This is a genomic window from Microbacterium sp. I2, assembly GCF_051364985.1.
In the GTDB taxonomy this organism is placed as follows: Bacteria; Actinomycetota; Actinomycetes; order Actinomycetales; family Microbacteriaceae; genus Microbacterium.
Genome location: NZ_JBLWIH010000010.1, coordinates 38,844 through 51,868, shown reverse-complemented (window position 1 = coordinate 51,868; position 13,025 = coordinate 38,844). Strand labels below are relative to the sequence as shown.

General features: G+C 70.7%; 12 protein-coding genes and 1 tRNA gene. 7 read left to right on the top strand and 6 right to left on the bottom strand.

Translation table 11 applies throughout. The features are described 5' to 3' along the window. Positions 1–22 precede the first annotated feature (22 nt). Positions 23–1,048 (top strand): glycosyltransferase, encoded by a 1,026-nt coding sequence (locus ACLKM7_RS09385; protein WP_436447220.1) that lies wholly within the window; start codon positions 23–25, stop codon positions 1,046–1,048. Between the two features lie 17 nt (positions 1,049–1,065). On the opposite strand, the gene ACLKM7_RS09380 is transcribed toward ACLKM7_RS09385, so the two are convergent. From ACLKM7_RS09380 to ACLKM7_RS09370, 3 genes are all read right to left on the bottom strand, one after another. After that, complete coding sequence (locus ACLKM7_RS09380; protein WP_436446937.1) at positions 1,066–2,532, bottom strand: CDP-glycerol glycerophosphotransferase family protein; 1,467 nt, start codon at positions 2,530–2,532, stop codon at positions 1,066–1,068. After that, the gene (locus tag ACLKM7_RS09375) at positions 2,529–3,815 is read right to left on the bottom strand and encodes a CDP-glycerol glycerophosphotransferase family protein (RefSeq protein WP_436446936.1); all 1,287 of its coding nucleotides are present in this window, start codon (positions 3,813–3,815) and stop codon (positions 2,529–2,531) included. The genes ACLKM7_RS09380 and ACLKM7_RS09375 overlap by 4 nt, the downstream gene beginning before the upstream one ends. Before the next feature lie 63 nt (positions 3,816–3,878). Then, positions 3,879–5,498 carry a S1C family serine protease gene (locus ACLKM7_RS09370; protein ID WP_436446935.1) on the bottom strand — a complete coding sequence of 540 codons (1,620 nt, stop codon included), beginning with the start codon at positions 5,496–5,498 and terminating at the stop codon, positions 3,879–3,881. Positions 5,499–5,634: 136 nt separating this feature from the next. On the opposite strand from ACLKM7_RS09370, the gene ACLKM7_RS09365 reads away from it, so the two are divergent. Beyond that, on the top strand, positions 5,635–6,837 hold the full coding sequence (locus ACLKM7_RS09365) for an aminotransferase class I/II-fold pyridoxal phosphate-dependent enzyme (RefSeq protein WP_436446934.1): 1,203 nt from the start codon (positions 5,635–5,637) through the stop codon (positions 6,835–6,837). A gap of 5 nt (positions 6,838–6,842) precedes the next feature. Here ACLKM7_RS09365 and ACLKM7_RS09360 read toward each other — a convergent pair whose 3' ends face one another. Both ACLKM7_RS09360 and ACLKM7_RS09355 read right to left on the bottom strand, forming a co-directional pair. Then, positions 6,843–7,649 carry a carbon-nitrogen hydrolase family protein gene (locus ACLKM7_RS09360; RefSeq protein ID WP_436446933.1) on the bottom strand — a complete coding sequence of 269 codons (807 nt, stop codon included), beginning with the start codon at positions 7,647–7,649 and terminating at the stop codon, positions 6,843–6,845. Next, positions 7,646–8,173 (bottom strand): DUF6328 family protein, encoded by a 528-nt coding sequence (locus tag ACLKM7_RS09355; RefSeq protein ID WP_436446932.1) that lies wholly within the window; start codon positions 8,171–8,173, stop codon positions 7,646–7,648. Before ACLKM7_RS09355 ends, ACLKM7_RS09360 begins: the two co-directional genes overlap by 4 nt. A 93-nt stretch (positions 8,174–8,266) precedes the next feature. On the opposite strand from ACLKM7_RS09355, the gene ACLKM7_RS09350 reads away from it, so the two are divergent. Next, positions 8,267–8,340, top strand: a tRNA-Met gene (locus ACLKM7_RS09350). A 78-nt stretch (positions 8,341–8,418) separates the two neighbouring features. Here the strand turns inward: ACLKM7_RS09350 and ACLKM7_RS09345 are convergent. Beyond that, a complete protein-coding gene (locus tag ACLKM7_RS09345) occupies positions 8,419–8,895 on the bottom strand; it encodes a MarR family winged helix-turn-helix transcriptional regulator (RefSeq protein WP_436446931.1) in 477 nt (158 codons plus the stop codon). A 79-nt stretch (positions 8,896–8,974) separates the two neighbouring features. On the opposite strand from ACLKM7_RS09345, the gene idi reads away from it, so the two are divergent. The 4 genes from idi to crtI are packed head-to-tail and all read left to right on the top strand — an operon-like array spanning position 8,975 to position 13,024. Beyond that, on the top strand, positions 8,975–9,523 hold the full coding sequence (gene idi, locus ACLKM7_RS09340) for an isopentenyl-diphosphate Delta-isomerase (RefSeq protein WP_436446930.1): 549 nt from the start codon (positions 8,975–8,977) through the stop codon (positions 9,521–9,523). Next, positions 9,520–10,575 carry a polyprenyl synthetase family protein gene (locus tag ACLKM7_RS09335; protein WP_436446929.1) on the top strand — a complete coding sequence of 352 codons (1,056 nt, stop codon included), beginning with the start codon at positions 9,520–9,522 and terminating at the stop codon, positions 10,573–10,575. Before idi ends, ACLKM7_RS09335 begins: the two co-directional genes overlap by 4 nt. 11 nt (positions 10,576–10,586) lie before the next feature. Next, positions 10,587–11,456: a phytoene/squalene synthase family protein gene (locus tag ACLKM7_RS09330; protein WP_436446928.1), complete on the top strand. Its 870-nt coding sequence runs from the start codon at positions 10,587–10,589 to the stop codon at positions 11,454–11,456. Continuing rightward, entirely contained in the window at positions 11,453–13,024 is a 1,572-nt protein-coding gene (gene crtI / locus ACLKM7_RS09325; RefSeq protein WP_436447219.1) for a phytoene desaturase family protein, read from the top strand. Before ACLKM7_RS09330 ends, crtI begins: the two co-directional genes overlap by 4 nt. The last annotated feature ends 1 nt before the right edge of the window (position 13,025 follow it).

The window sequence follows — 13,025 nt, the reverse complement described above, 5'->3', positions numbered from 1 at the left end:
CACGGCCGGCGTGACGTTCGTCATGCCCGTGCTCAACGAACGCGGGTACCTGCGGCGCGCGGTGGAGACCGTCCTCGCGCAGGATGTCGAGGGCCCGACCGAGCTGATCCTCGCGCTCGGACCGTCGACGGACGGCACGTCCGACCTGGCACGCGAGCTTGCCGATCAGGACGCGCGGGTCGTGCTGGTCGACAACCCCGCCGCCGACATCCCGATGGGGCTGAATCTCGCCATCCGGGCCGGGCGCTACCCGACGATCGTGCGGGTCGACGCGCATTCCGAACTCGAGCCCGACTACACCACGCGGGCGCTCGCGGCACTCGATCGTGCGCGCGCGGCCAACGTCGGCGGCGTCATGAGAGCCGACGGGCGCACTCCGTTCCAGCGCGCGGTCGCACGGGCCTACAACTCGCCGATCGGGCTGGGTGGGGGCGCCTACCACGGCGGCACCCAGGAAGGCGAGGCGGAGTCGGCCTACCTCGGCGTCATGCGCCGTGCCGTGCTGGACGAGGTCGGTCTCTTCGACGAGACGATCCGGCGCGGCGAGGATTGGGAGCTGAACCTGCGCATCCGCCGCGCGGGCTACCGTGTCTGGTTCGACCCCTCACTGTCGGTGACCTACTGGCCGCGCGAGAGCTGGACGCGCCTGGTTCGGCAGTTCTCGGCCACCGGGCGGTGGCGGGGCGAGCTGGTCCGCCGCTTCGGCCGCGGCAACTCGCTCCGGTTCTTTGCACCGCCCGCCCTCGTGCTCACGATCGTGTTCGCCCTGATCCTCGGCGTCCTGCAGCTCACCGGTGTGATCCACGGGTGGGCGTCGGTCGCGGCATCCATCGTCTATCTCCCGATCGTCGCGTACGCGGCTCTGATCGCGGCGGTCGCGATCGGCCCCGGCGGCGGACGCGGCTGGCGAGACAAGCTGTGGAGCGCCGCCGTGCTGCCCACGATGCACCTCTCCTGGGGCTGGGGGTTCGTCGTCGGCCTCGTGCGCGGAGCCCACGACACCGTCGACACCTCGCGACTGGGCAGCAGGAACACACCGCTGCCCTGAGCGCGAAGAACTCGCCGTCAGGCGAGCGGCGCGGCGGGATCGATGAAACCCTGGTCGAGGATCCGCGAGACCACGCGCTCGGCGGCGTTCCCGTCATCGCGGGAGTTGAACTTCGCACGCCAGGTCGCGTACTTCTGCGCGTAGGCCTCGGTGTCATCTCGCGCCAGTGCGGCCACCAGTTCGCGCTGACTGCGCACGACCGGACCTGGTGCATGCGCCGCGAGGTCGAAGTAGAAGCCGCGCAGCTCACCGCGGAAGTGCTCCATGTCGGGGACGAGGAAGTACATCGGCTTCCCCGTGACCGAGAAGTCGAACATCACCGACGAGTAGTCGGTGATCAGCGCGTCGGCGCTCAGCAGCAGTTGCGAGGTGTCAGGAAAACCCGTGACGTCCACGACGCGCGGGCCCTCGGCGTCCCGCCCGGGCAGCAGCGTGCGAGAGTGCCCGCGGACCAGCACGACGGCATCCGCGGCAGCGGCCAACGTCGCCGGATCGACGAAGTCGACGATCTCATCCCTGTCGTCTCGCCATGTGGGGGCGTACAGCAGCACCCTCTCGCCGGGACGGATGCCGAGGGCCGCACGCGTCGCGGATGCGTCCGCACCGCGGGCGAGCAGGTCGTTGCGGGGGTAGCCCTCGACCCAGATCGGGCGGGAGAGGAACGCGTAGGCCTTGCCGAGGATCGTGGCGGCGTACGGGTTCTGCGCCAGCAGGACGTTCCAGCGCCGGGACTCGCGGATGACGGCCACCATCCGCCGCGGGTCGAACCCGGGACGATGCAGCGCGAGACGCTTGAGCGGGGTGCCGTGCCAGGTCTGCAGGACGACCTGTCCCTTGCGGCGCACGAATCGCCGCCGCAGCCAGTCGTTGACCACCAGCAGACGTGCGGCGCCGCGCGCACGCCACCACTCCGGGCTACCCTCCACGACCGCAACGGCGCCCTCGGGCACGGCGACCGACAGATCGACGACGCTCCAGTAGCGCGTGACACCGGGCGCACGGCGCACCAGTTCTCGATCGATCGCCAGCGGGTTGCAGCTGGCGTTGCGACCGTAGAAGCTCTCGAAGAAGACGGCGTTCTCGAATCCCGACGGCCTCGTGGCGTACCGTCGTTCGAGCGCGTCCTGTCCCTCACCGGAGTCGTACGCCGGATCGATCGGCGGACCCACCCGGAGCGTCCAGGCATCGAGTTCTGCGCGCAGCGTCCCCAGCTGCGTGAGAGGCACGGCATCGGGAGACGGGATGCCGCGGCTCTGGGCATCCGCGACGCGCAGGTCGTACACGCCGCTGGGCAGCGGCAGCTCCGGCCCGCCCCAGCGTGCGGCCCGCAGGGGCAGCACCGCCCGCCACGTCTTGCCGCGCCCGGTCAGCGTGGCCACCACCCGGGCCCTCGGCCCGACGAGCTCGACCGCGGCCGGCCGTTCGCCCTCGCCCGAGACGACCAGCGCCGGTCCTCCGTCGGTCGTGAAGAGCGCGTGGGTCATCGGGGTCCTTCCATGGGCACGAATGCTCCTTCGGGTTCGTCCAGTCCGGCCAGAATCGCACGGTACACCCTTTCGGCGTTGCCGCCGTCGCGGTGGCTGTGCATACGCGCGCTCAGCGCACGCGAACGACCGACGCGGTCCGCACACGTTGCCGGGTCGCCCAGTACGTCGTCGAGCTGCGCGACTGCTCCCGCCCAATCCGACGCCCAGTCGTCGCCCGCGACATCGCCGTACTGCCCGTAGAAGCCCCGCCTCCGTGCGTACTCGTCCAGATCCGGCGCAAGGAACACGACCGGAAGGGGTACGAGTGCGGCGTCGAACACCAGCGAGGAATAGTCGGTGATCAGAGCGTCCATGCCGGGGAGCAACGGCGTCACATCCGCGACCAGATCCGAGCCGAGTGCGTGGATGCGGTCTGTCGCGAACGGAGGCGCGTACTCCCCCGCGCCCAACGGGTGCGATCGCACGAGCAGCGCCGCATCATGACGTGTCAGCACCTGGACGATGCTCTCCCACTCACGCGACGTCGGGACCGCGGGATCCGCTGCGCCGTCGCGCCACGTGGGCGCGTACAGGATGAAGCGCATCGCGGGGTCCGCGCGCGGGCATGCCTGGGCGATGGCGGCCCGGGCTTCGCGGCGACGCTGTTCGGGCGTGCCGCGCGAGAGGACGTCCACGCGCGGCTCGCCCGTCACGGGGACCCGCGCGTCAGAGAGCCCGAACGCCGACTCGAGTCGTCCACGTGCGACGTGCGAGGCGGCGGGCAGCACACGGATCCTGCGCTGGGCGACGCGGTACATCGTGCGCAGGAGGCGGCGAAGGGCCGCTGCCAGCGGCGTCCGGGAGAACATCCGCGGCACTCTGAGCGTCTCGGGCGAGTCCAGCCCGATGCGCTTGAGCGGGATCCCGTGCCACAACTGGACGACCAGTGCACCCGAGACCGCGTACCGGTTCACATCGCCGAAGCCGTGCGTCACGACCACGACCCGCGCCCGCGCCGTGCGCCACAGGCCTCGCAGCGAGTTCTTCGAGACGGCGGGGATGCCGCGCGTCGCGGCATCCGTCGCCTCGCGCCTGTTCGCGACCATCCAGACCGCCGGGCGCCCGTCGGCCGCCGCGACATCCCACAGCGCGAGGGCACCGTCCGCGATGCCCACCGCGCACCCGAAGACCCACTCGTCGCGTGAGCGCGGGACGAGGAGGGTCAGCATGCGCCCCGCGGCATACAGCGGGATCGTCGCGAGCTTGATCGCATTTCCCGCCCCGAACGAGAAGGACGCCACCCCTCGAGCCTATCGCCCGTGTGCGGGCGTGACTCGAGGGGCGGCGTCCCTCATGCGGCAGGATTACTGCTCGAGCGTGCCGAGCGTGACTTCGATCGTGCGGGTCTCGCCATCGCGGACGTACGTGACCTCGGCGTCGCTTCCGGCGGCAGCCGCACGCACCTGAGCCGTCAGATCGGTCGCATCGGTGATCGGCACCCCGTTGAACCCGGTGACGACGTCGCCCACTTCGAGACCGGCCGCGGCCGCGGCTCCCCCGTCGACGACCTCCGCGATGTACGCGCCGGTGATGTCGGAATCCTCGACCGCCGCTGCCGGCTGGACACTGGCGCCGAGGAGGCCGTGCGTCGCCTCACCGTTCTCGATGATCTCGTCGGTGATGCGCTCGACGATGTCGGACGGGATCGAGAAGCCGACCCCGATCGAGCCGGAACCCTCGGTCGCCGAGCCACCGGCCGTCGCGATCGCGACGTTGATGCCGATGAGCTTGCCCTCGGAATCGACCAGCGCGCCGCCGGAGTTGCCCGGGTTGATGGCGGCGTCGGTCTGGATGACGGCGATCGAGATGGTCTGCGTCGGCGCCTGCTGCTGCTGGCCCTGACCGAAGTCGAACCGGAACGGTCCTTCTTCGCCCTCACCCTCGTCCGGCTGCTCCTGCGGCTGGTCGCCCGAGTCGGGCGCGGCGGAGGAGGCGATGGAGATGGAGCGGTTGAGCGCACTGACGATACCCGTGGTCACCGTGTTGGCCAGCCCCAGGGGCGCGCCGACGGCGATCGTGGAGTCGCCCACATTGAGCTCGCTGGAGTCGGCGAACTCGACGGGAGTCAGGCCCCCGGCATCCACCAGCTTGATGACCGCGAGGTCGTAGGTGGGATCGGTGCCGACGACCTCGGCGTCGTACACCCGGCCATCGGCTGTCGTGACGCGGATCGACGCGTCGCCGCTGGCACCGTCGAGTGTCACGACGTGCGTGTTGGTGACGACGTAGCCGTCCTCCGTGAGAACGACGCCCGAGCCTGTCCCGCTGCCGGCGGAGCTGGTCGCCGAAATCGTGACGACGCTCGGCACGACCTTCGCCGCGATCGCGGTGGTCTGGTTCACCGATTCGGTGTCGTTGACCGTCACCGTGCTCGGGCCGGCGATCGGAGCTGTGCCCGTCGGCGAGAACCAGTTCACACCGGCGTAGGCACCGCCCAGGCCTGCCGCGCCGCCGACGATGGCCGCGGCGACGATGAGCCCGACGACCTTGCCCGCGCCCGACGGCTTCTTAGGCCCGGCGCCTGCCCGCCCGGCGGTCTCGCCCGGAGTGTGCCCCACGCCGGCCCCGGTCAGGGGGACGGTGGGCTGGGTGTCGGCGGGGCGCGCACCGAACGCGGCACCCGGCGCGGAGGACGTCTGCTGACCCGCGTACGAGTGAGGGTGCGGCGCCGGCTGACCGGCATAGCCCTGCGGGCGGGCGTAGGCGTGGGCGCCGGCGGGGAATCCCGCGGGCGGGACCGGCGGCGCCGTCGCCGGCTGCACGGATGCCGCGGGCTGCGTGATCGGCGGCACCGGCGGTCCGGGCGGGACGGTCGGCGCGTCGGCGGGCGTCTGCGACGGCGCCGTGGACGGCGACTCGGCGGAGACCTCGTGGTCGGTCGCGGGGGTCTGGTCTTCCGGGCGATCGCCCTGGATGTCGCTCATGATTGCTCCTTCTGCCAAGCACTGACCACACTGCCCACCGATGCTGTGCGTTTCTTATGTCGCGAATGGGACCCGTCTATGTGATCCACCTGAGCCGGCCCAGCATCCCGGGCCGTCTGCCCGGTACCGTGAAGCGATGCGAGAGATCCCTGGAGCATGGCGCCGCACCGCGGCAGGCGCGGGACTCGTCGGTCCCGACGGGTCGATCCACCCCACCATCTTCGCCGAGATGTCGGCTCTCGCGGCCAGAACCGGCGCGATCAATCTCGGGCAGGGGTTCCCCGACGAGGACGGTCCGGCTGAAGTCCTGGAGGCGGCGCGATCCGCGATCGCCCACGGCGTGAACCAATACCCGCCGGGACGCGGCATTCCCGACCTCCTCGCGGCGATCGCCGAACACCAGCAGCGGTTCTACGGTCTGCGTCTGGATCCCGAGCGCAACGTGCTGGTGACGGCGGGAGCCACCGAAGCTCTCGCCGCCGCGTTGCTGGCGCTCGTGGACGGACTCGACGACGAGGTCGTCGTCTTCGAGCCGTACTACGACTCGTACGCCGCGCTGGCCGCTCTCGCCGGTGCGCGACTGGTCACGGTGCCGTTGCCGTGGCCGTCGTTCCAGCCCGACCTGGAGCAGCTCCGAGCCGCCGTGACGGACCGCACCCGCGTGATCCTCGTGAACGATCCCCACAATCCGACCGGCGCGGTGTTCAGCGCCGAGGTGCGTGACGAGATCGTGCGGCTGGCAGAACGCCACGACGCGGTGATCGTCACCGACGAGGTCTACGAGCATCTCGTCTTTCAGGAGAGCCACGTGCCCATCGCGACGCTCCCCGGGGCCTGGGGCCGCACCCTCTCGATCTCTTCCGGAGGCAAGACGTTCTCGACCACGGGCTGGAAGATCGGGTGGATCACCGGGCCTGCGGACCTCGTCGATGCGGTGCTGGCCGTGAAGCAGTTCCTCACCTACGTCAACGGCAGCCCGTTCCAGCCGGCCATCGCGACCGGCCTACGGCTGGGCGACGCGTTCTTCCGAGGCATCGCCGACGCGTTACGTGGCAAACGTGATCGACTGGGACAGGGCCTTCGCGCCGCCGGCTTCGACGTGTCCGCGCCGGCGGGCTCCTACTTCACGGTGGCCGACGCGGCCCCACTGGGGGCGAGGGATGCCGCGGCGTTCTGCCGCGCCCTCCCCGAGCGCGCCGGGGTGGTCGCCATCCCTCTCACCGCATTCGCGACGGCGGCTCGGCGCGCGGATTACGCCACTCTGGTCCGGTTCGCCGCCTGCAAGCGCGTCGAGGTGCTCGAGGAGGCGGCATCCCGTCTCGCCTCTCTCGCCGGCTAGACCGATCAGCTGCGCGGCACGACTCCGAGACGCCGCAACTGCAGGGCCGGATTGACGCGTCGGACACGGGCGACCGCACCGACGTCGAGGTGCGCCACGGCGACGTCCGTTGCGGTGCCCACTGCGGCCAGCTCCACGCCCTGCGGGTCCACGATCAGCGAGCTTCCGATACCGAGCGGCGGCGGGTGGTCCGCTGCGGCGACGAAGACGGTGTTCTCGATGGCTCGCGCATGCAGGAGCGTGCGCCAGTGATGCTCCTTGAGAGGCCCGCGCACCCACTCCGCCGGCACGAGGAAGACATCCGCCCCCGCGTCCACGAGAAGCCGCCCCACCTCCGGGAAGCGCAGGTCGTAGCAGGTCATCAGCCCGAACCGCAGGCCCCCGAACTCGAACGTCCGGGGCTCGCCGAGGTCGCCCGCCTCGATCCAGTCCGACTCCCGCTGCCCGAACGCGTCGTAGAGATGCAGCTTGCGATAGTGCGCTCGCAGGCCCTCAGGCCCCACCGCGACGACCGTGTTGCGCACGCGCCGTCCGTCCTCGGCGCGTTCCAGCAGGCCGGCGACGACGACCACTTCGTGTGCGGCGGCGATGCGGGCGAGCGCCTGTACGAACGGCCCGTCGAGCTCCTGCGCATTCGCGGCCAGCGACTCATCGAACGGGTCGACGAAGTAGCTCGAGTACTCAGGGAAGACGATCACGCGGGCACCACGACCGGATGCGGTCGCCACGAGCTCTTCGATGGCCTGGAGATTGGCCTCTGTGTCGGCCGTCGGCGCGAACTGCGCCACCCCGACCGCGAGTGAGTCGGTCATCGGGCGCCCCCGTTCGCGCGCACCCGGACGCGGATGACGGCCGGGGCGACCAGCCACAGGATCACGATGACGACGGCGAGCGCCAGCAACACCCACCAGACCGTCGCGCCGCCGACGACCACGTCGAAGACGAACGCCACGACGCCGACGACGAGCACCGACACGGTCAGCAGGGCGGTGATGAGTGCCGCGTGACCGTACCGCACGACCGCCTGTTTCGCGCCTTGCTGGAACAGCACCCGATGAAGGGCGACGGGTGCCAGAGCGATGATCGAGCTGAGCGCCGAGAGCACGACCAAGGCCAGGTACGCGATGCGCTGGCCGTCCGACAGATCGGCGAACGCCGGCTGGAACGCCAGGGCGAGCAGGAACCCGGTGAGGATCTGAGTGCCGGTCTGGAGCACGCGCAGCTCTTGCAGGACCTCGTTCCAGTTGCGGTCGGCACGCTCGGCAGGCGTCTCGTCACGGCCGTCGGCCCGGTCGTCCCGCGCGATGGTCTGGGGCGTGTCCCGCTCGTGAGGCATGCGATCATCCTCCCCTCGTCGACACCGTGGCGGCAACCACGCCGGCCCCGTGTCGAGCCCTCCTGATATCCGTGCTAGGCTTACTTCTTGTGCCGCGGGGTGGAGCAGTTCGGTAGCTCGCTGGGCTCATAACCCAGAGGTCGCAGGTTCAAATCCTGTCCCCGCAACAGAAATGAAGAAGGACGTCCCCTCTCGGGGGCGTCCTTCTTCGTTTCTGTTCCGATGTCCGGCGCCGCGAACCTGCTTCAGTGCGGCGGATCGATGGCGATCGAAACCTCGTCCATGAAGCGGCGGATCACTGCCAGCTCACCCTCGTCGTAGTGGGTGGCGACGCCGCGCATTGCCTTGAGGTGTGCACCGAACGTCCGGAAGAACGCCTGCCTCGCGGCATCCGTCAAGACGACCACACGCGCGCGCCGGTCACGGGGATGCGCGCGCCGCTCGATGTGCCCGGACAGTTCGAGGCGGTCCAGCAGCTTCGTGGTGGAGGCAGTGGTGATCCGGAGGTGGGCCGCGATCTCGCGCGGACTGACCGCCGCACCCGCCTGTTCGCGCATGATGAGAAGCCGGAGGGCGGCGAGATCTGTGGAGTTCATGTCCATGTCGCCCTTCATGCCGCTGTGCATGCGATCCATCGCATCGCTCAACGCACGGACCGACGTGAGCACGCCCATCACTGCGTGATCGTGGTCGGTCTGCGGCATCCACCGCTCGGACGTCATGGACGTTGCCTCCCCATACGTTGTAGCATCGCACAAGAGAAGTCGCTAGATAGGCTAGCGAATTGGCGAGGAGCGAGCGATGGTGGACACCGACCACGTGATCCTGCTGGACGACGACGGGCAGGCCATCGGCACCGCGCCGAAGAGCAGCGTGCACGGCACCGAGACCGCTCTGCACCTGGCGTTCTCGTGCCATGTCGTCAACAGCGACGGTCACGTCCTGGTCACGCGCCGAGCGCTGAGCAAGCGCGCCTGGCCGGGCGTGTGGAGCAACTCCTTCTGCGGTCATCCGCGCCCCGCCGAGCCGGTCGTGGCGGCGGTCCGCCGACGGGCCGACTTCGAGTTGGGCATCATGCTGACCGACCTCGAACTGGCCCTTCCCCTGTTCCGCTACCGTGCGACGGATGCGAGCGGCATCGTCGAGCACGAGGTCTGCCCGGTCTACACCGCCTTCACCGATGACGAGCCTGTGCTCAACCCTCTCGAGGTCGTCGACGCTCAGTGGGTGGATCCCACCGCGCTGGCCGTGGCGATCGAGGCGACGCCCTGGGCGTTCAGCCCGTGGCTCGTGCTCCAGGCGCAGCAGCTGAACCTGTTCGGCACATCGTCGCGGCGGAGAGCCTCGTGATCGAGGTCGCCGAGGCTGCCGAACTCGACATCGCGATCGACGGCGCCCTGATGCGCATTCGCGATCGCGCGGCCGGGGTCGGCCGCGGTTTCGAGGCGCTCGGCGATGCGATCGCCCGTGCGGCGCGGGGCGGCAAGAGGTTCCGGCCCGCGCTGGTCGCGGCATCCTTCCGCTCCTTTCCCGCAGGCGAGCGCGACACGCCCGCCGTCCTCAGCGTCGCAACGGCCTTCGAGCTGCTCCACACCGCGTTCGTGGTGCACGACGATGTCATCGACCATGACGTCGTCCGCCGTGGCGTCCCGAACGTCGCGGGCGAGTTCCGATTGCGAGGGCGCCGCAGCGGGGCTGACGAGCAGGGCGCCGCACAGCTGGGCGATGCCGCCGCGATCCTCGCCGGCGACCTGCTGCTGCATGAAGCGATCCGCCTCGTGGCGAGGGCCGACGTCGAGCCGCCGGTACGCGAGCGTCTGCTCGCGCTCGTCGACGACGCGATGTTCGTCTCAGCGGCCGGTGAGCTCGCCGACGTCGAGCACAGCGTCGTCCCGGACTGCGCACCTGCCGAGCAGATCTTCGATGCCGCGTTCAACAAGACCGCGGTGTACTCCTTCCAGGCACCGTTGCAGGCTGGTGCCGTGCTCGCCGGGGCGAGCGCCGACGCGGTGCGGGTCCTCGGCCATGCCGGCGGGCGCCTCGGTCTGGCTTTTCAGCTCGTCGACGACCTGATCGGCGCGTTCGGCACACCGGAGCAGGCGGGACGCGAAAGCGGGGGCGACCTCCGCGAGGGAAAACGCACGCCGCTCGTCGCGCTCGCGCGCGAGTCCGCACTGTGGTCGGACGTGGATGCGACACTCGTCCTCGCGCGCACCGGCCCGGTCGCGGTGCAGGATGCACGACGGGCACTGGACGCCAGCGGAGCTCGCGAGCAGCTGCGTGCGGTGATCGATCAGACCCTCGCCGACGTGCGCGACACGTCCCTGGACCCCGTGCTGCCGACCGCCACGGGCCACTTGCTGCGCACACTCGCCGACGGGATCGAAGGACGAATCCCGTGAGTCTCGCGCGCATGCGACGAGATGGCCCGACGGGGCTCGCGCTCTATGACGAGACAGCGAGGGATGCTGCGGCCACCGTGATCGCGCGCTACTCGACCTCGTTCTCACTCGCGTGCCGCCTGCTGGGGCCTCGCCCACGGCCTCATGTGCGGTCGGTCTACGCGCTCGTGCGCATCGCCGACGAGATCGTGGACGGACCCGCCCGCACGGCAGGACTCGACGACGGCGCCATTCGTGCCGTGCTCGACGAGCTGGAGCACGAGACGCTCGCGGCGATCGGCCGTGGCTACAGCGCGAACCTCGTCGTGCACGCCTTCGCTGCGACCGCCCGCGAATGCGGGATCGACGAACGGCTCGTGGGACCGTTCTTCACCTCGATGCGCACGGATCTGTCGACGCGCCGGCACGATCGCGCCTCGCACGACGCCTACGTGTACGGCTCGGCCGAGGTGGTGGGGCTGATGTGCCTGCGCGTGTTCGTGAGCGCCGGCGCTCCGCGGCCCGTGGAGCCCTCGGCGACGCTCGCCGAGGGCGCCCGCCGACTGGGCGCCGCCTTCCAGGACGTGAACTTCCTGCGGGACTTCGACCACGACGCGACCGCGTTGGGGCGGGACTACCTTGGCCTCGACCCGAGGCGATCACGCGCCGAAGTCTTCGACCGCATCGACGCCGACCTGGCAGCCGCGGCCGCGACGATTCCGCTCCTGCCTTCCGACTGCCGCCGCGCGGTCACGGCGGCGCACGATCTGTTCGCCGAGCTGTCCACCAGACTGCGCGCCGACGACGGGGGCGTACGACGCGTGCGGGTCCCCGGCACGGTGAAGGCCCGGCTCGCCGCGCGCGCATGGCTGGGGTTCGCGCCGCGCGCGGGAAGAACATGACGGCGGTGCGCACCGGAGCGGGCCGAGGGGCGATCGTGATCGGCGGTGGCGTCGCGGGTCTGGCGACCGCCGCGCTGCTCGGAGCCGACGGCTGGCATGTCCGGGTGCTCGAGGCGAGGGACGAGCTCGGCGGACGTGCGGGCAGCTGGGAACGCGACGGCTTCCGGTTCGACACCGGTCCGAGCTGGTATCTCATGCCTGAGGTCTTCGAGCACTTCTTCCGGCTGCTCGGCACCACTGCTGCCCGCGAGCTCGACCTCGTCCCGCTGGACCCCGCGTATCGCGTGTACTCCGACCCCGCGACCGGCGCCGAGCCGCTCGATGTGCATTCAGGTCGCGCTGCGGCCACCGCCTTGTTCGAGAGCGTCGAGCCGGGTGCCGGAGCCCGGCTCTCGCGCTACCTCGATTCGGCCGCCGATGCCTACGAGCTCGCGACGACACGGTTCCTCTATGACACCTACGAGACCACCGCGGGGTTGCGGGATCCGGCTCTGGTGAAGCGGATGCCGCAGCTGGCACCGCTGCTGACCCGCACCCTCGCTTCCCACGTCGAGCGGCGCTTCGCCGACCCCCGCCTGCGACAGATCCTGCAGTACCCTGCGGTCTTCCTCGGCGGGTCGCCGTACGGTGTGCCCAGCCTCTACCACCTCATGAGTCACCTCGACCTGGACGACGGCGTGCTCTATCCCCGCGGCGGCTTCGTCGAGGTCGTGCGCGCCGTCGCGCGGCTGGCCGAGGCATCCGGCGCCGTCATCGAGACCGGCGCGCGGGTCACCGGGATCGCGACCACGGGAGGCAGGGCCTCCGGCGTCGTCCTGGCGGACGGACGCCGGCTGCCGGCGGACCTGGTGGTGTCAGGTGCGGACCTGCACCACACCGAGACCGAGCTGCTCCCCCACGACCAGCAGAGCTACCCCGAACGGTGGTGGCGCCGGCGCACGCCCAGCCCAGGGGCGCTGCTGGTGCTCCTCGGGGTCGAAGGAGACGTGCCGCAGCTGGCGCACCACACGCTGCTCTTCGCGAACGGGTGGCGCTCGGGTTTCGACGACATCTTCGGATCGCGCCCGCGCGTGCCGGATCCTGCCTCGCTGTACGTCTGCCGACCGAGCGCCACCGACTCGACCGTCGCCCCGGCGGGGCACGAGAACCTCTTCGTCCTCGTTCCGGTGCCCGCCGACACGTCGCTGGGCCGAGGCGGCGAGCAGGGCGGCGGCGACCCGCGCATCGAGGGGGCGGCCGATCGCGCCATCCGTCAGATCGAGGACTGGTGCGCCATCCCGGGCTTGAAGAAGCGTGCCGTCGTGCGCCGCACGATCGGCCCGGCCGACTTCGCGGCGGAGTTCGGCGCGTGGCGCGGGAACGCCCTGGGTCTGGCCCACACCCTGGGCCAGAGCGCGGTCTTCCGGCCCCGCAACGCCTCTCGCAAAGTCCCTGGGCTGGCCTACGCCGGCTCGTCCACGCTTCCGGGCATCGGACTGCCGATGTGCCTCATCTCGGCCGAGCTGGTGGTCAAGCGACTGCGGGGCGATCGCTCCCCCGGTCCGATCGCCGAACCTGCGAGAGTGTGAG